Here is a 25,122-nt window from a genome sequence, read left to right on the forward strand (position 1 = left end):
GGCGCAGGCCGCCGGCGTGGCCGCGCCGCCGCCGGCCGCGCCGCGCCTGCCGGTGCTGGTGGTCGACGATTCGCTGACGACGCGCATGCTGGAGCAGAGCATCCTCGAATCGGCCGGCTACGCCGTGCATGCCGCGGTGTCGGCCGAGGACGCGCTGGAGCAGGCGCGGCGCCAGCGCTATGCGCTGTTCCTGGTCGACGTCGAGATGCCGGGCATGGACGGCTTCAGCTTCATCGAGCACGCGGGCGCCGATCCGGCGCTGCGCGACGTGCCGGCGATCCTCGTCACCTCGCGCTGTTCCCCGGAAGACCGCCGGCGCGGCGAGCAGGTCGGCGCGCGCGGCTACATCGTGAAGAGCGAGTTCGTGCAGGCCGACTTCCTGCGCCAGGTCGAGCAATGGGTGCAGGTGCCATGACGCGCGTGCTGGTCGCCGAGGACTCCGTCACCGTGCGCAAGCGGCTGTGCGAGGTGCTGGCGGGCGACCCGGCGATCGAGGTGGTCGGCGAGGCGGCCAACGGCAAGGAGGCGGTCGCGCTGTGCCAGGCGCTGCGGCCGGACGTGATGACGATGGACATGATGATGCCGCTGATGAGCGGGCTGTCCGCCACCGAGTACATCATGGCGCACTGCCCGACGCCGATCCTGGTGGTGTCGTCGTCGACCAACCGCGGCGAGCTGTTCAAGACCTACGACGCGCTCGCGGCCGGCGCGGTCGACGTGCTCGACAAGGCGCCGGCCGACGCGGCCGAGGGCGCGTGGGAGCAGCAGCTGGTCACGCTGGTGAAACGGGTGGCGCGCATCCGCGTGATCACGCACCTGCGGGCGCGCCAGGCCGACCGGGTGCCGCGCGCCGCGGACCCCGGCCGGGCCGCCTGCCGCCTGGTCGTGCTCGGTGCCTCGACCGGCGGGCCGGGCGCGATCGTCGACGTGCTGCGCGGGCTGCCGGCCCCGCTGCCGGTGCCGATGCTGGTGCTGCTGCACATCAACGAGCCGTTCGGCACCGCCTTCGCGGAGTGGCTGGATGCGCAGACGCCGCACCGCGTGCGCTGCGCGCGCGACGGCGAACCGCTGGCCGGGCTGGCCGGGCAGATCGTGACCGCGCCGCCCGGCCGGCACCTGGTGGTCAGCGCAGGCGTGCTGCGCCTGACGCAGGAGCCGCCACGGCATTCATGCCGCCCGTCGGTGGACCGGCTGTTCGAATCGGTCGCCGCCGAGTGCGGCGCAGCGGCCGCCGCCGGCCTGCTGACCGGCATGGGCCGCGACGGCGCCGCCGGCCTGCTGCAGATCCGGCAGGCCGGCGGCGTGACGATCGCCCAGGACGAGGCGAGCAGCGTGGTCTACGGCATGCCGCGCGAGGCGGCGCTGCTCGGCGCCGCCGGGCAGGTGCTGCCGCTGGCCGAGATCGGCCCGGCGCTCGCGCGGGCGGTGCACACCCTCGGAGGACCGCTGCCATGAGCGACAGCGTGCTGATCGTCGATGACAGCCTCACGGTTCGCATGGACCTGCGCGAGGCCTTCGAGGACGCCGGCTTCGGCGTGCAGCTGTGTGCCACGGCGGCGGCCGCCCGCGCGGCCTTTGCGCGCGGTGCCGCCGACGTGGTGGTGCTGGACGTGCTGCTGCCCGATGGCGACGGCGTCCAGCTGCTGGGCGAACTGCGCGCCGCACCCGGCGCCGCGCAGGCGGTGGTGCTGATGCTGTCGAGCGAGGCCGAGGTGAAGGACCGCTTGCGCGGGCTGCGCACCGGGGCCGACGAGTACGTCGGCAAGCCCTACGACATCCACTTCGTGGTGGCGAAGGCGCGCGAGCTGCTGCGCGCACGCCGCGCGCAGGCGGTGCGGCAGGGCCCGACGGTGCTGGTGATCGACGACAGCCGGACCTTCCGCGAGGCCCTGCGGGAGGCGCTGGAGCCCGCCGGCTATCCGGTGCTGGTGGCGGCGAGCGGCGAGGAGGGCCTGCGCGTCGCCGCGGCCGAGCGGCCCGACGCGGTCATCGTCGACAGCGTGCTGCCGGGCATCGACGGGCCGACGGTGATCCGCCGGCTGCGGCTGGACATCGCGCTGCGCGCCGTGCCCTGCCTGTTGCTGACCGGATCGGAGGAGGGCACGGCCGAGGCGCGCGCGCTGGACGCGGGCGCCGATGCCTTCGTGCACAAGGACGAGGACGTCGAGGTGGTGCTCGCGCGGCTGGCCGCGATGCTGCGCAGCGCCGCCACCGGCCTGCCCGCGCGCAGCGGCAGCCTGCTCGCGCCGAAGCGCATCCTGGCGGTGGACGACAGCCCGACCTACCTCGCCGAAACGGCACAGCTGCTGCGCGGCGAGGGCTACGACGTGGTGGCGGCGCGCTCCGGCGAGGAGGCGCTGGACCTGCTGGCGGTGCAGAAGGTGGACTGCATCCTGCTGGACCTGCTGATGCCCGGGCTCGGCGGGCGGGCCGCCTGCCAGCGCATCAAGGCCGCGCCGGTGATGCGCGAGATCCCGCTCATCATGCTGACGTCGATGGAGGACCGGGCGACGATGCTCGACGCGCTCGAGGCCGGCGCGGACGACTTCATCCAGAAGTCCAGCGAGACCGAGGTGCTGAAGGCGCGCGTGCGGGCCCAGCTGCGGCGCAAGCAGTTCGAGGACGAGAACCGGCGCATCCGCCTGGAGCTGCTCGCGGTGGAGCACGAAGCCGCCGAGGCCCGCGCCGCGCGCGCGCTGGCCGACAGCCGCGCCGAACTGGTGGAGGTGCTGCAGCAGAAGCAGCATGCGCTGGAGGCGCTGAACACGCAGCTGGCCAGCGCCAACCAGGCCAAGACCGAGTTCCTGTCGACCATGTCGCACGAGCTGCGCACGCCGCTGAACGCCATCATCGGCTTCTCGGAGATCCTGCGCGAAGGCCTGGGCGGCGCGCTCGAGCCGCGCCAGCGCGAGTTCATGGTCTACATCCACGACAGCGGCAAGCACCTGCTGGCCCTGATCAACGACATCCTCGACCTGTCGAAGATCGAGGCCGGCAAGGCCGATCTCGATCTCGAAGCCATCGAGCTGGACGGCCTGCTGCACGGCGCGCTGGCGGTCGTGCAGGACCGGGCGGCGAGCCACCGGGTGCGGCTGACGGTGCAGGGTGCCGGCTGGCCCGAGCCGATCCGCGCCGACCGGCGGCGCCTGAAGCAGATCGTCTACAACCTGCTGTCGAACGCGGTCAAGTTCACGCCCGACGGCGGCGAGGTGGTGCTGCGGGCCAGCCGCGTCGACCGCCGGCAGGCCGGGCACGGGCTGCCGGGCTTCGCAACCGGTCGCCACCTGCCGCTGCCCGACAGCCCGTTCCAGTCCTTCCTGCAGATCAGCGTCACCGACAGCGGGATCGGCATGGCGCCCGACGCCCTGGACCAGCTGTTCACGCCCTTCACGCAGATCCGCAACGAGCTGACGCGCCGCGTCGAGGGCACCGGGCTGGGCCTCGCGACGGTGCTGCGGCTGGCCCAATTGCACGAGGGCACGGCGGCGGTGACGAGCGAGCCGGGGCGCGGCAGCTGCTTCAGCGTCTGGCTGCCCTGGCGCGGCAGCGCCGCCGCCGCGCCGGCTTCGGCCGACGCCGCTGCGCAGGCCGAAGCCGAGGCCGAGGCCGGCCTGCGGCCGCTGGCGCTGGTGGTCGAGGACGACCAGCAGGCGGCCGCGCTGATGCGCGTGCAGCTCGGGAGCATCGGCTTCCGGGTGCGCCACGCGCCGTCCGCGGAGGCCGCGCTCGCCCTCGCCGGCGACTGCCGGCCGGACCTGATCACGCTCGACATCCGGCTGCCCGGCATGGACGGCTGGGACCTGCTCGCGCGCATCAAGGAGCTGCCGACCTGGCACGACATCCCGGTGGTGGTGGTGTCGGTGGCCGACGAACACGAGATCGGGCTGTCGGTGGGCGCGTCGGCCGTGCTGCAGAAGCCGGTCGGCCGCGGCGACTTCGCGCACGAGCTGGCGCGCATGGGCTTCGCGCCGACGCCGTCGCGCGGGGTCAGCGTGCTGCTCGTCGACGACGACCCGGCCGCCGTCGAGCTGATGAGTGCCTACCTGAGCCAGCCGGGCTACCAGGTGCTGCGCGCCTTCGGCGGGCAGGAGGGGATCGAGCTCGCACGGCGCCACCGGCCCGACCTGGTGGTGCTGGACCTGCTGATGCCCGACATCGGCGGCCTCGAGGTGATCGAGGCCTTGAAGCGCGACTCGCACACCGCGAACATCCCGGTGGTGATGGTGACGGCGCGGCAGTTCAGCGACGAAGACCGGCAGCAGCTGGAGGGCCACGTGCTGAGCGTGGTGCGCAAGGGCGAACTGGGCGAGGAACGCTTCCTCGGCGAGGTGCGGCGGGCCTTCGGCCAGCCGGAACGGCTGGAACCGGCCGCCGATCCGTGAGGACGGCCGGCGGCGCGCGTCAGCCGCTGCCGCTGTCGCGCCGGTAGTCGGCCGGCGCGACCCCGCACCAGCGCTTGAACTGCCGGCTGAAGTGCGCGCCGCTCGCGTAGCCGAGCCGCTCGCCGACCTCGGCGATGCCGAGCTGCGCATCCATCAGCAGCAGCTTCGCGCGGCGCAGCTTCAGCGTCGAGCGGTACTGGCGTGCCGACATGCCGTACACCTGACGGAAGAGGGCATTGCCGTGGTCCGGCGTGTAGCCCAGGCGCCGGATCGCGGCCTCGAGCGAGGTCTCGGCGCCGCCGCTCTGCACCTCGCGCTCGATCAGCTCGGCCAGCCGGCCGGCGGTCTGCAGCGCGAGCTGCGGCACCGGCGCGGCGGCGATGTCCTCTTCTTCGAGCCCGCGCGTCAACGCGGCGAACAGCGCCATCAGCGAGGCGCCCAGCTCCAGCCGGTGCACCAGCGGCGACAGCGCCGCATGGTCGGCGGCCAGCGCCAGCATGCGCTGCAGCGCCGGCTGCAGCCGCTGCGTCAGCGCGCTGTCGGCCGCGAAGATGCGCGTGCCGGCACGGCACAGCAGGCGGCGCAGTTCCAGGTCGTCGAGGTCGAAGTGCACGCAGTACAGGCGCGCGGCGACCGGCGTGCTCGACGCATGCGCCTCGAACGGCGTGATCAGCAGCAGGTCGCCGGCCTGTTGCGCGAGCGTGCGGCCGGTCAGCCGCACCTGCTGCTGGCCCGCGAGCAGCAGGCACAGCTCGAAGTACGGATGGTCGTGGCGCGGGTACTGCCAGCGCGGGCCGACGCGGCGCGTGTGCGCGTCGGTCATCGTGACGGTGGTGCGCACGTCCGGCTGCTTGGCGTAGTCCGGCAGGGCGGTCTCGGGGCGGACGGGGTACATGAAGGAGTGGGTCGATCGTCGCGGCTCAGGGCAAGCCCGTCCCGCATCGGGACATGGCCCGGCACGGGCGGCGCTCGCAGAATCGCGACCTTACACCGAGGCTGCCGATGAATCGCTTTTTCAACACCCAGCATGCGCCGGTCGGCGCCCACGCCAGCCTGACGCTCGGCTTCCCCGGCGCCCGCGGCGGCATGGACCTGGAGCTGTGCGGCGCGCCCGGCCAGTCGGTGCTGGTCGCGCTCGAATCGGCGCAGCAGCCCGGCCTGTTCGAGACGCTGCCGTTCTGCGAGCCCCCGGACGATGCGGAACGCCAGCGCTTCGTCAGCGACCAGGGTGATTCGCACCTCGGCGTGTCGGGCCTCGGCGCGCGGCTGTTCGCGCTGGACGAGGTGCAGCGCGAGTTCTCGCTCGCCACCGACAGCTGGCAGGCCGGCGACCTGCGCTTCACGCTGTACACGCCGGTGCGCGACCTGCCCGATCCCGATACCGGCGAACCGCTGGCCGCGAAGCGCGCGTTCGTGCCCGCGGTGCGCGCCGAGATCGAGGTGGACAACCGGGCCGGCACGCGGGCCCGCCGGGTCGCGGTCGGGCTGTCGGGCATCGATCCGCTGCGCGGGATGCGCCATCTGTCGCTTGACCAGGGCGCTGGCATTGGCGACGGCCTGGAGCAGGGCTTCGCCACCGACGCGCCCGGCGCCTGGTCGGGCATCGGCTTCGACCCGCTCGCGGTGCTGGGCGACCGGCACGCGAGCAACCGCGCGACGATGCTCGGCCGCTGGGGAGTGGTCTGCGCCGAAGTGCCGGCCGGCGAGCGGCGCACGCTGCGCTTCGCGTTCTGCTTCCACCGCGCCGGCGTCGTCACCGGCGGCATCGCGACCCGCCAGCTCTACAACCGCTGGTTCGATTCGGTGGAGTCGGTGGCGCGCTTCGCGCTGTCGGATTTCGACGAGGCGGTGCAGGCCAGCCGCGCCGCCGACCAGCGGCTCGCGGCGAGTGCGCTGTCGCCGGCGCAGCGCTTCACGGTCGCGCACGCGACCCGCTCCTACCTCTACTCGACCCAGCTGCTCGAACGCGACGGCCGTGCGCTGTGGGTCGTCAACGAGGGCGAGTACAACATGCTGAACACGCTCGACCTGGTGTCCGACCACTCGCTGTACGAAGGCCTGCACCACCCGTGGACCATCCGCAACGTGCTCGACCAGTACGCCGCCGGCTACTCGTACGACGACGAGGACGGCGTCAGCTTCACGCACGACATGGGCGTCGACGGCATCTTCTCGCCGCCGGGCCGCTCGGCCTACGAGCGCGCCGGGCTGACCGGCTGTTTCTCGCAGATGACCACCGAAGAGCTGCTGAACTGGACGCTGTGCGCCGGCCTGTACGTGCACCAGGGCCGCGACCTCGCCTGGGCACGCCGCCACGCCGCGCTGCTGGAGCGCTGCCTGCAGAGCCTGGAGCGGCGCGACCACCCCGAGCCGGCCCGGCGCAACGGCGTGCCGCGTGCCGACAGCAGCCGCTGCGAGGGCGGGCGCGAGATCACGACCTACGACTGCCTCGACCCGTCGCTCGGCCAGGCCGCCGGCAACACCTACATCGCCGGCAAGGCCTGGGCGGCGCAGGTCATCCTGCAACAGTTGTTCACGCAGCTCGACCGGCCGGCGCTGGCCGAACGGGCCCATGCGCAGGCCCGGCGCGCCGCCGCGACGGTGGTGGCGGTCACCCGGCCCGACGGCCTGATCCCGGCGCTGCTGGAAGCGCCCGACGACGACGCGGTGATCCTGCCGGTGATCGAGGCGCTGGCCTACCCGTGGTTCGCCGGCTGCCGCGACGCGCTGGCAGCGGACGGCGAATACGCGCCGTACCTCGCCGCACTGAAACGCCACGTCGGCGAGCATGTGCTGCGCGAGGACACCTGCCTGTTCCCCGACGGCGGCTGGCGCATCACCTCGCGCAGCGACAACACCTTCCCGGCCAAGGCCTACGTCTGCCAGTTCGTCGCCCGCGAGATCCTGCAGATGGACCTGGGCGCCGCCGGCGCCCGCGCCGACGAGGCCCATGCCGCCTGGCAGCTGCATCCGGAGCTCAGCGTGCACTGCTGGAGCGAGCAGGTGAAGAACGGGCTGGTGTTCGCGGCCAAGTACTACCCGCGCGGCGTCAGCAGCCAGATCTGGCTGACCGAGGGTTGACCGGGTTCACGCCGGCCGCCTTGTTTGAAACCAAACGTAAGCTGTGCGACAGGACGAGTACCAAAGCAGACCGGTATATAACCAATTCAATACCTGTTGATCGCTCGCATTGACGACCGATGGCACCGGCTTGGCGGCTGGAGCCAGCATCGTTACGTTTCTGAAAGCGCTCGCATCTTGTTGCAAGACACACGTCGCTGCCTGTGAAGGCGGCTTCGAGAATTCCCTCAGTGCTTCGTTGTCAACAACACTGAAAGGGACAGATCATGAAGAGCGTGGGAATGACCGTGGTGGCCGTGGCCATCGGCGGTTTGTGGTCGCAGGTGCAGGCAGCGACCCTGCAGCCGGCGACGGCGGCCGTGGCCGCACAGGCCTCGTCGTTCGACGGGATGCTGCTGGCGCAGGCCACGACGGCCCCGGCCTGGCAGGAAGGCGTGACCTACACCGCCGGCACCATCGTCAGCTACAACGGGGTGCTGTACGTCGCCCTCGTGACCCACACCGCATGGGCGGGCACCAACTGGAACCCGGCCGCGACGCCGACGCTGTGGTCGCCGACCGGCTCTGCCCCGGCCCCGGCGCCCGCTCCGGCACCTGCTCCCGCGCCTGCGCCGGCCCCCGCGCCGAGCCCGGCGCCCGCCCCCGCGCCCGGGACCTGCGCGATGCCGTGGTCGGCCAGCACCGCCTACAACGGCGGCGCAGTCGTCAGCGTCAACGGCGTGAACTACAAGGCCAACTGGTGGACGCAGGGCMASAACCCGTCSWCCAACARCGGCCCGGTCGGCAGCGGCCAGCCGTGGACGGCCACCGGCAACTGCAGCACCGCCCCGGCGCCGGCACCGGCCCCCGCGCCGTCGCCTGCCCCGGCTCCTGCACCCGCACCGGCGCCGGCCCCGGCTCCCGCTCCCGCGGGCGACCTGCCGGCCGGCGCGCTCTCGGCCAACCAGAGCAAGCGCGTCTACGTCGGCTACTACCCGAGCTGGAGCGACAACTGGTTCGACGCCACCGGCAAGAGCCCGGCCGAGGTCTACAACGCCAGCAAGCTGGCGCGCGTGCCGGCGACCTACACGCACGTGATGGCCTCGTTCGCCGACCCCAACTTCTCGTGGGCCGGCATCGCGACGAACAGCTTCTCGGGCACCGGCATCAACTTCAACGCGACGCCGCGTGACATCAAGGCCGCGATCGACGTGCTGCACAAGCGCAACCAGAAGATCATCCTGGCCGTGGGTGGCGCGACCTACAACAACTGGGGTCCGATCGCGGCGGAAGGCGCGGCCGGCGGCGGCCCGATCATCAACGCCCTCGCGAAGATCCAGACCGAGATGGGCTTCGACGGCCTGGACGTCGACTACGAGGTCGACGGCGACGTGGACCGCTACGCCAACGCCATCAAGGCGCTTCGCAAGGCGGTCGACCTGGCAGGCGGCGGCCGCGTGCTGACGCTGGCCGGCTGGTCGAGCGGCGCCGATTGCACCTCGGGCACGACGGCCGACTCGCGCTGTGCCGGCAAGCTGTCGTACTGGGGCGGCAACGCCGGCCGCGAACGCGGCGTGGTGCTGAAGTATCCGGCGACGGCGGCGATGCTCGACCTCGTCAACGTGATGAGCTACGACGCCCGCTACGAGCACTTCGACGGCGTGGTCGCGTACAACCAGTACCGCAGCCTCTACCCGTCGTCGACCATCGTGTCGATCGGCTTCGAGCCGGCGCCGGAAGGCTGGGCGGGCGGCCAGCTGGTCATCAACGACGGCGACGCGCAGTGCGAAGGCTCGCGCAACCTGCAGGACCAGTACGGCGCCACGCTGAACCTGCCGTACTCGGTGCAGCGCTACACGACGGCGGTGCTGAACAGCACGGCGTCGAACCGCAACCCGCGTGACGGCGCGATGCTGTGGGCCATCATCAAGCCGGCCAGCGGCTCGTGCGGCAGCGCCGCATTGGCGGCCCCGGGCACGGTGGGCCAGAAGGTCGGCAACAGCTTCGGCCTGCCGGTCGACCCGCTGCTGCAGTCGGCCGACTGGAAGTAGACAGGGCCCCCCAGTCGCTGCGCTCCTGCCCCCAAGGGGCGCCGCCTGGCGGACCGGCAAAGCCGGATCCGCGGGCGTAGCTGGATCCTTCAGCGCCTTCTCCCTTCGCGGGGGAAGGCGTCTTTCATTTCAAATTCGCTATCCGCATGACCTGATCCGGTTTCATTCGTTGCGACGGCCGCGCCGCGTGCCCATCATCGATGCTCACTCTCACCCCGAGGTCATTCATGAGCATCACCGCCATCAACGTGCGCAACCAGTTCCGCGGCAAGGTCAAGGAAATCATCGAAGGCCCGGTCGTCTCCGAGATCGACGTCGAGACGCCGTCCGGCCTGATCGTCACGTCGGTCATCACGACGCGTTCGGTGAAGGAGCTGAAGCTGGCCGTCGGCAAGGACGTGATCGCGCTGGTCAAGTCCACCGAGGTGTCGATCGCGACGCTCTGACGCAGCGTCCGAAGGAGACGGCGCGATGGCATTCCACGGCAGTCCGGTGCGCGTGCTGGTGATTCCCGGCTTGCGCGGCAGCGGTCCGGCGCACTGGCAGAGCTGGCTGCAGGGTCACTTTCGCCGCGCGGTGCGCGTCGAGCAGGACGACTGGGACAGCGCCGACCTCGAGGCCTGGGCCATCCGCATCGGCGAGACGCTGGCCGCCGAGCCGGCCGGGCCGTGGGTCGCGGTGGCGCACAGCTTCGGCTGCCTGGCGCTCGCGCAGCACGTGCTGTCGACCTGCGGCCGCACCGCCCACGGCGTGCGCGGCGCGCTGCTGGTGGCGCCGGCCGACCCGGGCCGCTTCGCGCTCGACGACCTGCCGCTGCGCCAGCGCCTGCGCGTACCGGCCACGCTGCTCGCGAGCGACACCGATCCGTGGATGAGCGCACCAAGAGCAGAATCGTTCGCCCAGGCCTGGGGCAGCGGCTTCGTGAACCTGGGCGACGCCGGCCACATCAATGCCGAGGCGGGCTTCGGCCCGTTGCCGGCGGCGAAGAAGCTGACCGAGTTCCTGATCCACCGTGTCGAGCAATCGCGCCGGCCGGAGCGCGCCGACCTGCACGAGTTCTCGTTCGCCGTCTGACCGGCCATTCGACCTGTCATTCATCCATCACCAGGAGACCACCATGAGCTTGCGACTGGGCGACATCGCCCCCGACTTCGAACAGCAATCCTCCGACGGCCCGATCAGCTTCCACAAGTGGCTGGGCGACAGCTGGGGCGTGCTGTTCTCGCACCCGGCCGATTTCACGCCGGTGTGCACCACCGAGCTCGGCCTGACCGCCAAGCTGAAGGACGAGTTCACGAAGCGCAACGTGAAGGCGATCGCGCTGAGCGTCGACCCGGTCGACTCGCACACGAAGTGGATCCAGGACATCAACACGACGCAGAAGACGCGGGTCAACTTCCCGATCCTGGCCGACGCCGACCGCAAGGTGGCCGAGCTGTACGACCTGATCCACCCGAACGCCAGCACCACCGCCACCGTGCGCTCGCTGTTCGTGATCGACCCAGCGAAGAAGATCCGCCTGACGATCACCTACCCGGCGAGCACCGGCCGCAACTTCGACGAGATCCTGCGCGTGATCGACTCGCTGCAGCTGACCGATTCGCACAGCGTCGCGACGCCGGGCAACTGGAAGGACGGCGACGACGTCGTGATCGTGCCGTCGCTGCAGGATCCGGAGGTCATCAAGAAGAAGTTCCCGAAGGGCTACACGGCGGTGACGCCGTACCTGCGGTTGACGCCGCAGCCGAACAAGCCTTGAGAGGTAGGCGGCAGGGGTTTGTTGGACGCATGACTTGCCGACAAGTCATGCGGAAACTAAACTCCGCCGATGGCATCCACCCAGGCCGACCAGATCCTCGAACTTGCGCGGCGGCAGCGCCTGCTGAAGGCCGCCGACGTTCGCGCCCGGGGCTGGTCGCCGCAACTGCTGCTCAAGCTTCATCAGGCCGGCAAGCTGCAACGGGCGGCCCGCGGGCTCTACAGCCTGCCGGATGCGCAACCCACCGAGCACCAGACGCTGATCGAGGTCTGCCACCGCGTGCCGAAGGCGGTGGTGTGCCTGCTGTCGGCGCTGCAGTTCCACGGCATCGGCACGCAGCTTCCGCACGAGGTCTGGATCGCACTGCCTGAAGGCACSCAGACACCGGCCATTGACTACCCGCCGCTGCGCATCGTGCGGCTGCGCGGCGATGCCGGCACGGCCGGCATCGAGACGGCGGTCGAACAGGGTTCGCCGATCCGGGTCTACGGCATCGCGAAAACGGTCACCGACTGCTTCAAGTTCCGCCACAAGATCGGGCTGGACGTCGCGCTCGAGGCCCTGCGCGATGCCTGGCGATCGCGCCGGCTCGGCATGGACGAAGTCACCCATTTCGCGCGCATCAACCGCGTCGAGACGGTGATGCGGCCGTACCTGGAAGCGCTGGTGGCATGAGCGACGCGAGCGCGGCGTCGGTACTGGCCCGGCTGTTGAACCTCGCCAAGCAGTCCGGCGAAGACTACAACCTGCTGCTGAACCGCTTCGCGCTGGAGCGCCTGCTCTGCCGCATCAGCGTGTCGGAGCATGCCGAGCGATTCCTGCTGAAAGGAGCGCTGCTGTTCACGCTCTGGTACGACACGCCGCACCGGCCGACGCGAGACGCCGATCTCCTCGGTTTCGGCCCCGACGGCCCGGACCACCTGACGGACACCTTCCGCAGCATCGCCGGCATCGACCTCGGCGATGGCATCACGTTCGCGCCCGACTCGGTCCGCGTGGAGTCCATCCGCGAAGACACGACCTATGGCGGCTGGCGGGTGCGGCTCGAAGCCCGCATCGGCAACGCACGCTGTGCACTGCATGTCGACGTCGGGTTCGGCGACGCCGTCACGCCGGCCGCCGAGTCGGTGACCTTTCCCGTGCTGCTGGCCGACCTGGCCGCGCCCCGGCTGCAGGCCTATCCGGTCTATACCGTGATCGCGGAGAAGTACCACGCGATGGTCTCGCTCGGCATCGCCAACAGCCGCATGAAGGACTTCTTCGACCTGTCCGTCATCGCCCACCGGTCGACATTGGACGGCGCCACGCTCGCACGTGCCATCGGCGCGACGTTCGCCCGGCGCCGGACCCCGCTGCCCGCCGAGCCCCCGCTCGCGCTGACGGCCTTCTTCGCGGACGACGACGCCAAGCGCAGGCAGTGGGCTGCGTTCCTCGGCAAGGCGCGCCTGGGCGCGCCCCCGTTGCCGCAGGTCATCGCGCTGCTTCACGACCTGCTGTGGCCGCCCACGCAAGTGGCCGCTTCCGGCAGCCTCGCCAACGCGGCCTGGCGGCCCGAGCACGCTCGCTGGGCGTGATCCGGTGCGTGATCGGGGATCCCCCGTTCTTGCCAGTCGCCGGGTTCGTGCGGCACACTCGCCCCCGACAACAAGTAGAAACACACCACGTTGGGGGGCGTGCGTCGTCGACGCGCTGCCTCGTTCCCATCTTGCGAGGCACCGATGTCCCACAGCTTGAAGGATCTGCTTGCCCATGGCGCCGATGACGACATCGCCATCTCCGCCCCCGACCGCCCCCCGCTGCGCTACCGCGAACTGCGCCGGCTGATCGCCGAGACGCTCGCCCGGCTCAACGGCCTGGGCATCGCCCGCAACGACCGCGTGGCGATCGTGCTGAACAACGGCCCCGAGATGGCGACCTGCTTCGTCGCCTGCGCCTGCGGCGTGACCAGCGCGCCGCTGAACCCGGCCTACCGCGCCGACGAGTTCGAGTTCTACCTGTCCGACCTGAACGCGAAGGCGCTGGTCGTCGAGCGCGGCAGCGCCTCGCCGGCGATCGACGTGGCCGCGAAGCTCGGCGTGCGCGTGATCGACCTGGTGGTGCCCGAAGGCGCCGGCGCCGGCAGCTTCGTGCTGGAGCCGCGCGATGGCGCCATCGCCGCATCGGCCGCGCAAGCCACCTGGGCCGAGCCCGACGACGTCTCGATGGTGCTGCACACCTCCGGCACCACCTCGCGCCCGAAGATCGTGCCGCTGTCGCAGCGCAACCTGTGCGCCTCGGCCACCAACATCCGCAGCACGCTCGCGTTCACCCCCGCCGACCGCGGGCTGAACATCATGCCGCTGTTCCACATCCACGGCCTGATCGCCGGCGTGCTCGCGCCGCTGTCGGCCGGCTCGCAGGTGTTCTGCACGCCGGGCTTCAATGCGCTGAAGTTCTTCGGCTGGATGGAGGAGGCCAGGCCCACCTGGTACACCGCGGTGCCGACCATGCACCAGGCCATCCTGTCGCGCGCCGGCAAGAACGCCGACGTGATCCAGCGCCACCCGCTGCGCTTCCTGCGCTCGTCGTCGTCGTCGATGCCGCCGCAGGTGATCCGCGAGCTCGAGGAGGTGTTCGGCGCGCCGCTGATCGAGGCCTACGGCATGACCGAAGCCACGCACCAGATGGCGTCGAACCCGCTGCCGCCGAAGGCGCGCAAGCCGGGCGCGGTCGGCCTCGCGGCCGGGCCCGAGGTGGCCATCATGGCCGAGGACGGCAACCTGCTGCCGGCCGGCGGCATCGGCGAGATCGTGATCCGCGGCGCCAACGTGACGCGCGGCTACGAGAACAACCCGAAGGCCAATGCCGAGGGCTTCACGAACGGCTGGTTCCGCACCGGCGACCAGGGCACGATGGACGCCGACGGCTACATCAGCCTGACCGGGCGCCTCAAGGAAATCATCAATCGCGGCGGCGAGAAGGTCAGCCCGCGCGAGGTCGACGAGATCCTGATGGACCACCCGGCCGTCGCGCAGGTGGTGTGCTTCGGCATGCCGCACCCGAAGCTCGGCGAAGAGGTCGCCGCGGTCGTCGTGCTGCGCGAGGGCCAGCCGGCCACCGAGCGCGAGCTGCAGGCCTTCGTCGCGACGCGGGCCGCCGACTACAAGGTGCCGAAGAAGATCCTCTTCATGGACGAGATCCCGAAGGGCGCCACCGGCAAGCTGCAGCGCATCGGCCTCGCGCAGAAGCTCGGCCTCGGCTGATACCGTTTTCTTCCCGGGCGAACCCTGCCGGTCGCCCGCGGTCGGCGTCCGTGAGGACGTTGGCGGCCGCACCCACAAGAACGACACCGACGGACCCCGGGGGGCGATTCCCCCAGTGTGACAACCACAAGGAGCGATCTTGAAGTACCAGCAGTTCAAGCAGTGGGCGGCGGCCGCGATGGCGCTGTGTGCGATGGGCGGGGGCGGGGCGGCACAGGCCTGGGAGCCCGCCAAGCCGGTGGAGTTCGTCGTGCCGGCCGGCACCGGCGGCGGGGCCGACCAGATGGCCCGCTTCATCCAGGGCGTGGTCGCGAAGAACAACCTGATGAAGCAGCCGATCATCGTCGTCAACAAGGCGGGCGGCGCGGGCGCCGAGGGCTTCCTCGACGTGAAGGGCGCGAAGGGCGATGCGCACAAGATCGTCATCACGCTGTCGAACCTGTACACGACGCCGCTCGCCACCGGCGTGCCGTTCAACTGGCGCGACCTGACGCCGGTGGCGATGCTCGCGCAGGACGAGTTCGTGCTGTGGGTCAACGCCGAGTCGCCGTACAAGACCGCGAAGGAGTACATCGACGCGATCAAGGCGCAGCCGGCCAACAGCTTCAAGATGGGCGGCACCGGCTCGAAGCAGGAAGACCAGATCATCACCGCGATGCTCGAGAAGGCGGTCGGCAAGAAGCTCACCTACATCCCGTACAAGGGCGGCGGCGACGTCGCGGTGCAGCTGGTGGGCAAGCACGTCGACTCGACGGTCAACAACCCGATCGAGGCCGAGTCGCACTGGCGCGCCGGCAAGCTGCGCGCGCTGTGCGTGATGGACAAGGACAAGCTGCCGTACACCGCCAAGCTGACGCCGACGCAGAGCTGGAACGACATCCCCACGTGTGCGTCGGCCGGCGTGCCGGTCGACTACCTGATGCTGCGCGGCATCTTCATGCCGCCGGGCGCGACGCCGGAGCAGGTGGCGTTCTACATCGAACTGTTCAAGAAGGTGCGCGCGCTGCCGGAGTGGAAGGACTTCATGGACAAGGGTGCGTTCAAGCAGACCTTCATGAGCGGCCCGGAGTTCGTCGACTGGCTCGGGAAGAACGAGCAGATGCACCGCGAGTTGATGAAGCAGGCCGGCTTCCTCGCGCAATAGGCCCGTCCCACAACGAGGTGATGCATGAGCGAACCTGATTCCGCAACGGTCGGCAAGCGGTGGCCGGAGGTCGGCATGGCCGGCGTACTGGCCGCGATCGCGCTGGTGGTGATCGTCGACAGCCTGCGCGTGGGCATCGGCTGGGCCGACGACGGCCCGCGCGCCGGCTACTTCCCGTTCTACATCGGGCTGCTGCTGCTCGCGGCGGCGGGCAGCATCCTGTTCGGCGAGTTCCGCCGCCGCAAGCAGCCCGACCCGGCGTTCGCCGAGCGCGCGCAGCTGCGCATGGTGGTCGCGGTGCTGCTGCCGATGGTGGTGTACGTCGCGCTGATCTGGGGGCTCGGCATCTACCTCGCATCGACGCTGCTGATCGGCTACTTCATGCGCCGCCACGGGCACTACCGCTGGCCGCTCACCGCGGCGGTGTCGGTCGGCGTGCCGCTGCTGCTGTTCGCGGTGTTCGAGAAATGGTTCCTGGTGCCGCTGCCGAAGGGGCCGATCGAGCGTCTGTTCGGTCTTTAGTCAGGGCTGTAGAAGTTCCTCCGCCCGCGCACACAAGAACCCACAGGGAGAGAAGCGCATGGAAGAAATCACCAACCTGATGCACGGCTTCGGCGTGGCCCTCACGCTGCCCAACCTCGGCTTCATGCTGATCGGCCTCACGCTGGGCGTGCTGATCGGCGTGCTGCCGGGGCTGGGCGGCGCCAACGGCGTCGCGATCCTGCTGCCGCTCACGTTCTCGATGAACCCCACGTCGGCCATCATCATGCTGTCGTGCATCTACTGGGGAGCGCTGTTCGGCGGGGCGATCACGTCGATCCTGTTCAACATCCCCGGCGAGCCGTGGTCGGTGGCCACCACCTTCGACGGCTACCCGATGGCGCAGCAGGGCCGCGCGGCGCAGGCGCTGACGGCGGCTTTCACCTCGTCGTTCGTCGGCGCGCTGTTCGCGGTGGTGCTGATCACCTTCCTCGCGCCGCTGCTCGCGAAGTTCGCGGTGAAGTTCGGCCCGCCGGAGTTCTTCGCGGTGCAGCTGCTCACGTTCTGCAGCTTCGTCGGCACCAGCAAGGAGCCGCCGGCCAAGACCATCGCGTCGATGATGCTCGGCTTCGCGCTCGCCGCCGTCGGCATGGACAGCGTGACCGGCCAGCTGCGCATGACCTTCGGCGTGCCCGAGCTGCTGAAGGGCTTCGACTTCCTGATCGCGGTGATCGGGCTGTTCGGCATCGGCGAGATCCTGCTGACGATGGAGGAGGGCCTGGCCTTCAAGGGCAAGAGCGCGAAGATCAACTTCAAGGTGGTGTGGCAGACCTGGGGTGAGCTGCTCAGGCACTGGAAGACCTTCCTGCGCTCGACGGCGATCGGCTGCTGGATGGGCATCACGCCGGGCGGCGCGACGCCGGCCTCGTTCATGAGCTACGGCATGGCGCGCCGCATGTCCGACGACCCGCAGAGCTTCGGCAAGGGGCAGATCCAGGGCGTGATCGCGCCCGAGACCGCGGCGCACGCGGCCGGCACCTCGGCGCTGCTGCCGATGCTGACGCTGGGCATCCCCGGCTCGCCGACCGCGGCCGTGCTGCTGGGCGGCCTGCTGATCTGGGGGCTGCAGCCGGGGCCGATGCTGTTCGTCGAGCAGAAGGATTTCGTCTGGGGGCTGATCGCCTCGATGTACCTCGGCAACCTGGTCGGCCTGATCGTGGTGCTGACGACGGTGCCGTGGTGGGCGGCGATCCTGCGCATCCCGTTCTCGGTGATCGCGCCGGTGATCATCGTGATCTGCGCGATCGGCGCGTACACGGTGCACAGCGCGATGTTCGACGTGGTGATGATGCTGGTGTTCGGCGTCGTCGGCTACGTCTTCAAGAAGCTGCGCTACCCGCTGGCGCCGATGGTGCTGGCGCTGGTGCTGGGCGACATGGCCGAGGCGAGCTTCCGGCAGTCGATGCTTGCATCTCAGGGCAAACTCTCGATCTTCTGGTCGAACCCGCTGGTGGGTGGGATCACGGCGCTGGCGCTGGTGATCCTGCTGTGGCCGGCGGCGCAAAGCGGGCGCAGGTGGTTGCGCTCGCGCGAAACCCACGCTGTCGGAGAAATCCCTTGAAATTCGCGATCGTCGGCGCCGGTGCCATCGGCGGCTACCTGGGGGCCCGGCTGGCGCTGGCGGGCGAAGAGGTCACCTTCATCGCCCGCAACCGCAACCTGGCGGCCATCAACGCGAACGGCTTCAAGCTGATCGAGGAAGACGGCCGCGAGCAGGTCGCGCGCAACCTGCGGGCGGTGCAGCGCATGGCCGAGGCCGGCCCGCAGGACGTGGTGCTGCTGACGCTGAAGGCACACCAGGTGAAGGACGTGCTGCCCGAGCTGCGCGAGCTGTTCGGCCCGCACACGCTGGTCGTCACGATGATCAACGGGCTGCCGTGGTGGTACTTCCACAAGCTGGCCGGGCCGTACGAGGGGCGCTCGCTCGAGAGCGTCGACCCCGGCGGCGTGATCGGCGCGCACATCGAGCCCGAGCGCGTGATCGGCGGCATCGTCTACCCGGCCTCGGAGCTGGTCGAGCCGGGCGTGGTGCGCGTGATCGAGGGCAACCGCTTCACGCTGGGCGAGCTGGACGGCTCGCGCAGCGAGCGCATCGAGGCGCTGTCGCAGGCGATGATGCGGGCCGGCTTCAAGTCGCCGGTGTCCAAGGACATCCGCGGCGAGATCTGGGTCAAGCTGTGGGGCAACCTGAGCTTCAACCCGATCAGCGCGCTGACGCATGCGACGCTGCAGGACATCTGCCGCTTCCCGGCCACGCGCGAACTCGCGGCGCGGATGATGACCGAGGCGCAGGCGATCGGCGAGAAGCTCGGCGTGGAGTTCAAGATCTCGCTGGACAAGCGCATCGCCGGCGCCGAGGCGGTTGGCGCGCACAAGACCTCGATGCTGCAGGACGTGGAGCACGGCCGCGCGCTGGAGCTGCAGGCGCTGGTGGGCTCGGTGGTCGAGCTCGCGCAGATCACGCAGACGCCGGCGCCGAACATCGAGGCGGTGTACGCGGTGACCGGGCTGCTGGCGCAGACGCTGTCGCAGCACGCAGGCAAACTCGCGCTCTCGCCCGCCTGAGAAATCACAAGGAACCCTCATGAAATTTCCCTTTGCGTTGTGCGCAGCGGCCGTGCTGCTGGGCCTGTCCGCTTCGGCCGGTGCCCAATCGCTGCGCTGCAGTTCCGCCACCATCGGTGTCGGCGAACCGCGCTCCGGCGTGCTGCAGARATGCGGCGAACCCATCGCCCGCGATTCGTTCTGCAAGCCGGTCGATCCGCAGTCGGTCGCCGCCAGCGCGCCCGGTACCGCCGTCGTGCTGCCGTGCGAGAAGATCGACGAGTGGACCTACAACCCCGGCTACGGGCAGTTCATCACGACGCTGCGGCTCGAGGCCGGCAAGGTCACCGCGGTGACCTACGGCGACCGGGTCAAGTAGGCGTGCGGCGATGAGTTCACCGGCCGCCGACAAGCCCACCTCGGTCAACGCCGACGGCATCTTCGAGCCGTTCCCGATCAGCCGCGTGCCGATGGAGGAGTTCCTGCGCGGCGAGCGCTTCGGCATGCGCTACCGGCACCTCAGCTCGTTCGGTGGCGGCACGCAGGTGAGCGTCTCGATGGAAGAGCTGCCGCCGGGCCGCCAGGCCAACCAGGCGCACTACCACCTGCTCGAGGAAGAGCACCTCTACCTGATCGAGGGCAGCCTCACGCTGACGCTGGGCGACAAGCGCTACCTGATGACAGCCGGCGACTACGTGTGCTTTCCGGCCGGCCAGAAGGCGGGCCACGCGATCTTCAACCACACCGAGGCGCCGTGCCGCTACCTGGTGCTGGGCACCTCGAACCCGCATGACGTGGCGGTGCACACCGAGACCGGCCGCGTCAGCGTCAGGCTGATGGGCGAGGGCTACCGGCGCTCATCGGTGATGGGCTACTGGGACGAGGTCGACGTCGACCGCACGCCTTGACGACGGCATGGACTTCGCCGTCTTCTTCCGCAACCTCAACCTCGGGCGGACCAACTGCCCGACGAAGCTGCAGCTGGAAGCCGCCTTCCTGGACGCGGGTGCCGTCAGCGCCGCCTCGTTTCTGACCAACGGCACGCTGGTCTACACAGCTTCGTCGACCGATCAAGCACGGGAGGTGTTCGACCGCGCATATGCATTGCTGAACACGCGATGCGGCCTGAAGGAGCCCGCCTTCGTGCGCACCGTCGACTACCTCGAAGCGCTGGTCGACACCGACCCGTTCGCCGGCATCGACCGTGCGAGCGTCTACGAGTTCTGCGTCTCCTTCCTGCATTCGCCCGAGGTGGTGCCGCCGACGCTGCCGCTCGCGTCCGCGCGCGGCGATGTCGAGCTGATCGCGGTGACGCCCGCCGAGGTGCTGAGCCTGAGCCGCAAGTTCGGCGCCTCGCCCGGCAGCCCGAACGCCTTCCTCGAGAAGCGGCTGGGCTCGCCGCTGACGACGCGCGCCTGGAACACCCTCGTGCGGCTGGTGCGCAAGCATCGCGCCGCGTCCGCCGACTGACCCGGACCCTGCCGCCATGAAACCCGACTTCACGATCCGCCCCGTCGCGCGCGACGACTTCGCCGCCTGGAAGCCGCTCTGGGACGGCTACAACGCGTTCTACGGCCGCGAGGGCCCGACCGCGCTGCCCGACGAGATCACGCAGGCCACCTGGTCGCGCTTCTTCGATGCCTACGAGCCGGTGCACGCGCTGGTGGCCGCGCGCGGCAGCGAGCTGCTGGGCCTCACGCACTACCTGTTCCACCGCAGCACGACGCTGCTCGGGCCGACCTGCTACCTGCAGGACCTGTTCACGACGGCCGCTGCACGCGGGCGCGGCGTCGGCCGCGCGCTGATCGAAGGTGTGTACGAGCGCGCCGCGGCGGGCGGCTCCAACCGCGTCTACTGGATGACGCACGAGACCAACACGACCGCGAGGACGCTGTACGACCGGGTCGCGACGAACTCCGGCTTCCTGATCTACCGCAAGATGCTCTGAGCCCCCGATGCCGACGCCCTACTCATTGACCCTCACCGACACCGCCGATGAAGCGCTGCGCCAGGCGATCCTCGCGCCGCTCGTCGAGTACAACCTGTCGCAGGCCGGCGCCAGCGGCAACCGGCCGCTCGCGGTGCTGGTGCACGACGCGCAAGGCAACGTCGCCGGCGGCGCCTGGGGCTACACCGGCTTCCAGTGGCTGTTCATCCAGTTGCTGGTGGTGCCGGCCGATGCACGCGGCCAGGGCCTGGGCACGCAGATCATGCAGCGCGCCGAAGCGGAAGCCATCGAGCGCGGCTGCGTCGGCGCCTGGCTCGACACCTTCGAGTTCCAGGCGCGCGGCTTCTACGAGAAGCTGGGCTACGCCTGCTTCGGCCAGATCGACGGCTACCCGCCCGGGTATGCGCGCTACTTCATGAAGAAGGCGCTGCAGCCCGCTCAGCCGATTCAGCCGGCCCCGTAGACGTTCGCCAGCGTGCCGATGCCGGCTATCGTGACCTCGACGGCCGTGCCGGGCTTCATCGGCAGCACGCCGAGCGAGGTGCCGCACAGGATCACGTCGCCGGGCTCCAGCGTCATGTCGTGCGACAGCCGCGAGACCAGCTCGGCCGGCGTGAAGAACATGTCGTTCAGCGCGTAGTTCTGGCGCTCGCGGCCGCCCACTGTCGTGCGCAGCGTCGCCGCAGCCGGGTCGAACTCGGTCTCGATCACCGGGCCGAACACGCCGAAGCCATCGAAGCTCTTCGCGCGCGCCCACTGCGCAAAGCTCGGGTCGCGCGCGATCAGCTCCATCGCGGTCACGTCGTTGGCGCAGCTGTAGCCGAAGATGTGCGACGCGGCCTGCTCGAGCGGCACCGCCTTCGCGCGGCGGCCGATCACGATCGCCAGTTCGCCCTCGTAGGCCACGCGGCCGACGTCCGGGCTCGGTACCGCAATCGTTTGGCCGTGCGCGGCGAAGCTGCTCGGTGCCTTCAGGAAGTACAGCGGCTCGGCCGGCCGCGACCAGCCGTTCTTCTCGGCCGCCGCGGCGAAGTTGTTCCACAGCGCGATCATCTTCGACGGCCGGCACGGCGTCAGCCACTCGAGGCCGGCCAGCGGCAGCCGCTCACCGGTGGGGGAAGGGGAGGCGAACAGGCCGCCGGCATGGACGACGATCTCTTCGCCGTCCAGCTGCCCGAAGATCTCACGCCCGGCGTGTACCCCGCGCAGCCATTTCATGCGCCGTCGACGCAGGCGGCGGCCAGCAGCTCGCGGATGAAGCGCGACTTGCCCTCGGTGTAGGCCTCGCGGTCGTCGCGGTAGCGCGCGGCAAGCGCCCGCTTCACGTCCAGGTACTGCGCCGCCAGCTCGGGGTGGGCGCGCAGCTGGTCGCGGAACCGCAACTCGGCCTGCGCATCGGCCGGCATGCGCACGTGCACATGGTGGGTGCGGCCGGTGCCGTACGGCGGCATGCCCTTCACGAAGAACATGCGGTCGCGCCGCGGGTTGTCGGGCCAGAACACGTAGTCCAGGCCCTCGAGCGGCGCGATGAACGACGACCACTGCGCCGCCACCGGGGCGATCAGCAGGATGTCGATGATCGGCTTGGCCGGCAGGTCCGGCACCGCGGTGCTGCCGATGTGCACGATGCAGACCTCGATGTCCGGCCCGAGCGCGGCGCGGATCGCCTGCTGCTCCGCCTTGAACAGCGCAGGCCAGCGGGCATCGTAGGGAGCGAGGGCTATCGTGTCGGTGGTATCTGRCATGGCGGGCCTCCAACGGACGCGCCCGCACAGTATCACTGTGCGGCCCCGAAGTCAGCCCCCCGGCCCCACCCTCAGAAGGCCGGCACCATCGATCCGCTGAAGGTCGACTCGACCAGCTGCTTCACCTCCGGCGACTGGAAGGCCTTCACCAGCTTCGCGACCCAGGGCTTGTCCTTGTCCTCGGTGCGCACCGCCAGCAGGTTGGCGTACGGGTTCTTCGGGTCCTCGATCGCGATCGCATCGCGCGTGGGCACCAGCTTCGCCTGCACCGCGTAGTTGGTGTTGATCGCGCTCGCGTCCAGGTCGTCGAGCGAGCGCGGCAGCTGCGCCGCCTCGACCTGCACGATCTGGATCTTCTTCGGGTTCTCGACCACGTCCTGCACCGTCGCGCTGATGCCGGCGGCCGGCTTCAGCTTGATCACGCCGTACTTCTGCAGCAGCGCGAGCGCGCGCCCGCTGTTCGACGGATCGTTCTGGATGCCGACCTTCGCGCCGGCCGGCAGGTCGGCCAGCGACTTGTAGCGCTTCGAATAGAAGCCCATCGGGAAGGTCACCGTGTAGCCGACCGCGCTGATCCTGTAGCCGCGCGCCTGGATCTGCGACTGCAGGAACGGCAGGTGCTGGTAGCTGTTGGCTTGCACGTCGCCGGCATCGAGCGCGGCATTGGGCTGGATGTAGTCGTTGAACTCGACGATCTGCAGCTTCAGGCCGTCGCGCTCGGCGACCTTCTTCGCCACCTCGGCGATCTGCGCATGCGGGCCGGCGGTGACGGCGATCTTGATCGTCTCCTGCGCGGCGGCCGGGCCGGCGACGGCGACGAGGAGGGCGGACAACAGCAGGGTACGGCGATGGAGGCTCATGGTCTTTGGAGGTCAGGGACGACAGGAAACATCAAGGGCCCGGCTCGAACGCATCGCGCCACGCCAGCAGCCGGCGCTCCAGCGCGCGCATCGCGCCGTCGCTCAGCTTGCCCAGCAGCGCCAGCAGCGCGATCGCGGCGAGCACGATGTCGGCGCGGCCGGTCTCGCGGCCGTCGGTCAGCAGGTAGCCGAGGCCGCTGCTCGCGGCGATCAGCTCGGCGGCCACCATGAACATCCACGCGAGGCCGAGGCCGTTGCGCAGCCCGGTCAGCACCGACGGCAACGCGGCCGGCAGCAGCACGCGCCGCACCAGCGCCAGGCGTGAGAAGCCGAACAGCCGGCCGACCTCGACCAGCTTGCGGTCGACGCCGCGGAAGCCCGAGGCCACGCCCAGGTAGACCGGAAAGAACGCGCCGATCGCGATCAGCACGATCTTCGGCGTCTCGTCGATGCCCAGCCACAGCAGCAGCAACGGCACCCAGGCGAGCGACGGGATCGCGCGCAGGCCCTGCACGGAAGGATCGAGCCAGGCCGAGACGCGCTGCGACAGCCCGACCGCCGAGCCGGCCGCGAGCGCGAGCCCGCTGCCGAGCGCGAAGCCCGCGGCGACGCGGCCGGTGCTGGCCAGCAGATGCAGCCCGAGCGTCTGGCCGCCCAGGCCGATCAGCGTGCGCAGCACCTCGCTCGGTGGCGGCAGCGCGCGGCTGCCGGACCAGCCGAGCCAGGCCGCCAGCTCGATCGCGCCCAGCACCACGGCGGGCAGCACGATGCCCACCGGCACGCGCCAGCGGCGCTTGCTGCGCAGGCGCGGTGCCGTCGATGCTGCAGGCGCAGCCGTCAGCGTCAGTTCAGGCGGCACGCTGGATCACGCCGGTCGCGAAGCGGGTGTCGACCAGCTCCGTGATCGTGCGCGCGAGGTCGGTGCCCGGCTTGACCAGCTGCTCGTCGAGCAGGATCGGCGCGGCCGCCTGCAAGGCCTTCACATGCTCGGCCGACGGCTGCGGGTTGCTGAGATCCGTGCGCAGCTTGATCTGCAGCAGCGCGACCTGCAGGCTGACCTTGGCCTCTTCGGACAGGATCTTCGCGGCCTCGCTCTGGTTCGCGAGGATCCACAGCCGCGCACGCTCGTAGGCCGCGATCACGCGCTTCACGTCGTCCGGGCGCTGCGCGAGCACGTCCTCGCGCACATTCAGGAAGCCGTAGGTGTTGAACGCGACGTTGCGGTACAGCAGCGTCGATCCTGCATCCAGCTCGCTGGCCGCCATCAGCGGATCCAGCCCGGCCCAGGCGTCGACGCGGCCCTGCTCGAGCGCGGTGCGGCCGTCGGCATGCTGCAGCGCGACATGCTCGATGTCGCTGCGCTTCAACCCCACGCTGTGCAGCGCGCGCAGCAGGAACAGGTACGGGTCGGTGCCCTTGGTGGCCGCGACCTTCCTCCCCTTCAGGTCGGCCAGCGACTTGATCGGCGAGCCCTTGGGCACGACCAGCGCGGTCCATTCCGGGCGCGAGAAGATGTACGGCGTGCGGATCGGGTTGCCGTTGGYCTTCGCGAGCAGCGCGGCCAGGCCGGCGCTCGAGCCGATGTCGATGCTGTTGCTGTTCAGGTACTCCAGCGCGCGGTTGCTGCCGGCACTCAGCACCCATTTGACGTTGACGCCGTCGCGCCTGAAGTCTTCCTCGAGCCAGCCGAAGCGGCGCAGCACCAGGCTGGACGGCGAGTAGTAGGCGTAGTCGAGGCGCAGCTCCTTCGCATCGGCGGCACGCGCCAGCGTAGGGACGGCCAGGGCAGCAGCGGCGGCTTGCAGGACGGTACGGCGTTTCATCGGCAACTTTCGGGAATGAAGGGA

General features: G+C 70.3%; 26 protein-coding genes. 20 read left to right on the plus strand and 6 right to left on the minus strand.

Annotated elements, in window-relative coordinates; all coding sequences use genetic code 11:
* From AC1D15_RS01175 to AC1D15_RS01185, 3 genes are all read left to right on the plus strand, one after another.
* A partial coding sequence (locus AC1D15_RS01175; protein WP_477824595.1) for a response regulator occupies window positions 1-415 on the plus strand: 415 nt, incomplete at its 5' end.
* On the plus strand, window positions 397-1,455 hold the full coding sequence (cheB, locus tag AC1D15_RS01180; RefSeq protein ID WP_465110145.1) for a chemotaxis-specific protein-glutamate methyltransferase CheB: 1,059 nt from the start codon (window positions 397-399) through the stop codon (window positions 1,453-1,455). The genes AC1D15_RS01175 and cheB, both read left to right, overlap by 19 nt.
* Window positions 1,452-4,382 (plus strand): response regulator, encoded by a 2,931-nt coding sequence (locus AC1D15_RS01185; RefSeq protein WP_477824596.1) that lies wholly within the window; start codon window positions 1,452-1,454, stop codon window positions 4,380-4,382. The genes cheB and AC1D15_RS01185 overlap by 4 nt, the downstream gene beginning before the upstream one ends.
* 19 nt (window positions 4,383-4,401) lie before the next feature.
* Here the strand turns inward: AC1D15_RS01185 and AC1D15_RS01190 are convergent, their stop codons facing one another.
* On the minus strand, window positions 4,402-5,277 hold the full coding sequence (locus AC1D15_RS01190) for an AraC family transcriptional regulator (protein ID WP_465110143.1): 876 nt from the start codon (window positions 5,275-5,277) through the stop codon (window positions 4,402-4,404).
* A 107-nt stretch (window positions 5,278-5,384) separates the two neighbouring features.
* Here AC1D15_RS01190 and AC1D15_RS01195 point away from each other — a divergent pair, with 107 nt between their 5' ends.
* From AC1D15_RS01195 to AC1D15_RS01275, 17 genes are all read left to right on the plus strand, one after another.
* Window positions 5,385-7,463, plus strand: coding sequence for a glycoside hydrolase family 52 protein (locus AC1D15_RS01195; protein ID WP_477824597.1), 2,079 nt, complete (start codon window positions 5,385-5,387; stop codon window positions 7,461-7,463).
* Between the two features lie 266 nt (window positions 7,464-7,729).
* Window positions 7,730-9,493 (plus strand): carbohydrate-binding protein, encoded by a 1,764-nt coding sequence (locus AC1D15_RS01200; RefSeq protein WP_477824598.1) that lies wholly within the window; start codon window positions 7,730-7,732, stop codon window positions 9,491-9,493.
* A gap of 227 nt (window positions 9,494-9,720) precedes the next feature.
* A complete protein-coding gene (locus tag AC1D15_RS01205) occupies window positions 9,721-9,939 on the plus strand; it encodes a TOBE domain-containing protein (protein ID WP_047503889.1) in 219 nt (72 codons plus the stop codon).
* A 25-nt stretch (window positions 9,940-9,964) separates the two neighbouring features.
* Window positions 9,965-10,567, plus strand: coding sequence for an RBBP9/YdeN family alpha/beta hydrolase (locus tag AC1D15_RS01210; protein ID WP_477824599.1), 603 nt, complete (start codon window positions 9,965-9,967; stop codon window positions 10,565-10,567).
* A gap of 43 nt (window positions 10,568-10,610) precedes the next feature.
* Complete coding sequence (locus tag AC1D15_RS01215; RefSeq protein ID WP_465110139.1) at window positions 10,611-11,252, plus strand: peroxiredoxin; 642 nt, start codon at window positions 10,611-10,613, stop codon at window positions 11,250-11,252.
* A 69-nt stretch (window positions 11,253-11,321) separates the two neighbouring features.
* Window positions 11,322-11,927 carry a type IV toxin-antitoxin system AbiEi family antitoxin domain-containing protein gene (locus tag AC1D15_RS01220; protein WP_477824600.1) on the plus strand — a complete coding sequence of 202 codons (606 nt, stop codon included), beginning with the start codon at window positions 11,322-11,324 and terminating at the stop codon, window positions 11,925-11,927.
* On the plus strand, window positions 11,924-12,826 hold the full coding sequence (locus AC1D15_RS01225; RefSeq protein WP_477824601.1) for a nucleotidyl transferase AbiEii/AbiGii toxin family protein: 903 nt from the start codon (window positions 11,924-11,926) through the stop codon (window positions 12,824-12,826). Before AC1D15_RS01220 ends, AC1D15_RS01225 begins: the two co-directional genes overlap by 4 nt.
* Before the next feature lie 144 nt (window positions 12,827-12,970).
* Window positions 12,971-14,494 (plus strand): acyl--CoA ligase, encoded by a 1,524-nt coding sequence (locus AC1D15_RS01230; protein WP_047503883.1) that lies wholly within the window; start codon window positions 12,971-12,973, stop codon window positions 14,492-14,494.
* Between the two features lie 178 nt (window positions 14,495-14,672).
* The gene (locus AC1D15_RS01235) at window positions 14,673-15,638 is read left to right on the plus strand and encodes a Bug family tripartite tricarboxylate transporter substrate binding protein (protein ID WP_465110793.1); all 966 of its coding nucleotides are present in this window, start codon (window positions 14,673-14,675) and stop codon (window positions 15,636-15,638) included.
* Between the two features lie 24 nt (window positions 15,639-15,662).
* Entirely contained in the window at window positions 15,663-16,160 is a 498-nt protein-coding gene (locus AC1D15_RS01240; RefSeq protein ID WP_047503878.1) for a tripartite tricarboxylate transporter TctB family protein, read from the plus strand.
* 58 nt (window positions 16,161-16,218) lie between these two features.
* Window positions 16,219-17,739 carry a tripartite tricarboxylate transporter permease gene (locus tag AC1D15_RS01245; RefSeq protein ID WP_477824602.1) on the plus strand — a complete coding sequence of 507 codons (1,521 nt, stop codon included), beginning with the start codon at window positions 16,219-16,221 and terminating at the stop codon, window positions 17,737-17,739.
* Window positions 17,736-18,743, plus strand: coding sequence for a 2-dehydropantoate 2-reductase (locus AC1D15_RS01250; RefSeq protein ID WP_477824603.1), 1,008 nt, complete (start codon window positions 17,736-17,738; stop codon window positions 18,741-18,743). The genes AC1D15_RS01245 and AC1D15_RS01250 overlap by 4 nt, the downstream gene beginning before the upstream one ends.
* A 19-nt stretch (window positions 18,744-18,762) precedes the next feature.
* On the plus strand, window positions 18,763-19,101 hold the full coding sequence (locus AC1D15_RS01255; RefSeq protein WP_477824604.1) for a DUF2845 domain-containing protein: 339 nt from the start codon (window positions 18,763-18,765) through the stop codon (window positions 19,099-19,101).
* 10 nt (window positions 19,102-19,111) lie between these two features.
* Window positions 19,112-19,630: a cupin domain-containing protein gene (locus tag AC1D15_RS01260; RefSeq protein ID WP_477824605.1), complete on the plus strand. Its 519-nt coding sequence runs from the start codon at window positions 19,112-19,114 to the stop codon at window positions 19,628-19,630.
* Between the two features lie 7 nt (window positions 19,631-19,637).
* Window positions 19,638-20,192: a DUF1697 domain-containing protein gene (locus AC1D15_RS01265; protein WP_477824606.1), complete on the plus strand. Its 555-nt coding sequence runs from the start codon at window positions 19,638-19,640 to the stop codon at window positions 20,190-20,192.
* Window positions 20,193-20,208: 16 nt separating this feature from the next.
* On the plus strand, window positions 20,209-20,670 hold the full coding sequence (locus tag AC1D15_RS01270) for a GNAT family N-acetyltransferase (protein ID WP_477824607.1): 462 nt from the start codon (window positions 20,209-20,211) through the stop codon (window positions 20,668-20,670).
* A gap of 7 nt (window positions 20,671-20,677) precedes the next feature.
* Entirely contained in the window at window positions 20,678-21,133 is a 456-nt protein-coding gene (locus AC1D15_RS01275) for a GNAT family N-acetyltransferase (protein WP_477824608.1), read from the plus strand.
* Here the strand turns inward: AC1D15_RS01275 and AC1D15_RS01280 are convergent.
* From AC1D15_RS01280 to AC1D15_RS01300, 5 genes are all read right to left on the minus strand, one after another.
* Window positions 21,118-21,888, minus strand: a complete 771-nt coding sequence (locus AC1D15_RS01280; protein ID WP_477824609.1) for a fumarylacetoacetate hydrolase family protein — start codon at window positions 21,886-21,888, stop codon at window positions 21,118-21,120. The genes AC1D15_RS01275 and AC1D15_RS01280 overlap by 16 nt on opposite strands.
* Complete coding sequence (locus AC1D15_RS01285) at window positions 21,885-22,415, minus strand: GrpB family protein (RefSeq protein WP_477824610.1); 531 nt, start codon at window positions 22,413-22,415, stop codon at window positions 21,885-21,887. The genes AC1D15_RS01280 and AC1D15_RS01285 overlap by 4 nt, the downstream gene beginning before the upstream one ends.
* 71 nt (window positions 22,416-22,486) lie before the next feature.
* The gene (locus tag AC1D15_RS01290) at window positions 22,487-23,275 is read right to left on the minus strand and encodes a MetQ/NlpA family ABC transporter substrate-binding protein (RefSeq protein WP_477824611.1); all 789 of its coding nucleotides are present in this window, start codon (window positions 23,273-23,275) and stop codon (window positions 22,487-22,489) included.
* Window positions 23,276-23,306: 31 nt separating this feature from the next.
* On the minus strand, window positions 23,307-24,134 hold the full coding sequence (locus AC1D15_RS01295; RefSeq protein WP_477824612.1) for an ABC transporter permease: 828 nt from the start codon (window positions 24,132-24,134) through the stop codon (window positions 23,307-23,309).
* Window positions 24,124-25,098, minus strand: a complete 975-nt coding sequence (locus AC1D15_RS01300) for an aliphatic sulfonate ABC transporter substrate-binding protein (RefSeq protein WP_477824613.1) — start codon at window positions 25,096-25,098, stop codon at window positions 24,124-24,126. The genes AC1D15_RS01295 and AC1D15_RS01300 overlap by 11 nt, the downstream gene beginning before the upstream one ends.
* Between the last annotated feature and the right edge of the window lie 24 nt (window positions 25,099-25,122).

This window comes from Rhizobacter sp. P2_H2 (genome assembly GCF_056403375.1).

Bases quoted from the DNA above. Each gene is read 5' to 3' on its own strand.
- AC1D15_RS01280 (WP_477824609.1), bottom strand. From the start codon at position 21,888: ATGAAATGGCTGCGCGGGGTACACGCCGGGCGTGAGATCTTCGGGCAG.
- AC1D15_RS01275 (WP_477824608.1), top strand. From the start codon at position 20,678: ATGCCGACGCCCTACTCATTGACCCTCACCGACACCGCCGATGAAGCG.
- AC1D15_RS01270 (WP_477824607.1), top strand. From the start codon at position 20,209: ATGAAACCCGACTTCACGATCCGCCCCGTCGCGCGCGACGACTTCGCC.
- AC1D15_RS01260 (WP_477824605.1), top strand. From the start codon at position 19,112: ATGAGTTCACCGGCCGCCGACAAGCCCACCTCGGTCAACGCCGACGGC.
- AC1D15_RS01215 (WP_465110139.1), top strand. From the start codon at position 10,611: ATGAGCTTGCGACTGGGCGACATCGCCCCCGACTTCGAACAGCAATCC.
- cheB (WP_465110145.1), top strand. From the start codon at position 397: ATGGGTGCAGGTGCCATGACGCGCGTGCTGGTCGCCGAGGACTCCGTC.
- AC1D15_RS01240 (WP_047503878.1), top strand. From the start codon at position 15,663: ATGAGCGAACCTGATTCCGCAACGGTCGGCAAGCGGTGGCCGGAGGTC.
- AC1D15_RS01185 (WP_477824596.1), top strand. From the start codon at position 1,452: ATGAGCGACAGCGTGCTGATCGTCGATGACAGCCTCACGGTTCGCATG.
- AC1D15_RS01205 (WP_047503889.1), top strand. From the start codon at position 9,721: ATGAGCATCACCGCCATCAACGTGCGCAACCAGTTCCGCGGCAAGGTC.
- AC1D15_RS01190 (WP_465110143.1), bottom strand. From the start codon at position 5,277: ATGTACCCCGTCCGCCCCGAGACCGCCCTGCCGGACTACGCCAAGCAG.
- AC1D15_RS01225 (WP_477824601.1), top strand. From the start codon at position 11,924: ATGAGCGACGCGAGCGCGGCGTCGGTACTGGCCCGGCTGTTGAACCTC.
- AC1D15_RS01195 (WP_477824597.1), top strand. From the start codon at position 5,385: ATGAATCGCTTTTTCAACACCCAGCATGCGCCGGTCGGCGCCCACGCC.
- AC1D15_RS01235 (WP_465110793.1), top strand. From the start codon at position 14,673: ATGGCGCTGTGTGCGATGGGCGGGGGCGGGGCGGCACAGGCCTGGGAG.
- AC1D15_RS01210 (WP_477824599.1), top strand. From the start codon at position 9,965: ATGGCATTCCACGGCAGTCCGGTGCGCGTGCTGGTGATTCCCGGCTTG.
- AC1D15_RS01290 (WP_477824611.1), bottom strand. From the start codon at position 23,275: ATGAGCCTCCATCGCCGTACCCTGCTGTTGTCCGCCCTCCTCGTCGCC.
- AC1D15_RS01265 (WP_477824606.1), top strand. From the start codon at position 19,638: ATGGACTTCGCCGTCTTCTTCCGCAACCTCAACCTCGGGCGGACCAAC.
- AC1D15_RS01245 (WP_477824602.1), top strand. From the start codon at position 16,219: ATGGAAGAAATCACCAACCTGATGCACGGCTTCGGCGTGGCCCTCACG.
- AC1D15_RS01230 (WP_047503883.1), top strand. From the start codon at position 12,971: ATGTCCCACAGCTTGAAGGATCTGCTTGCCCATGGCGCCGATGACGAC.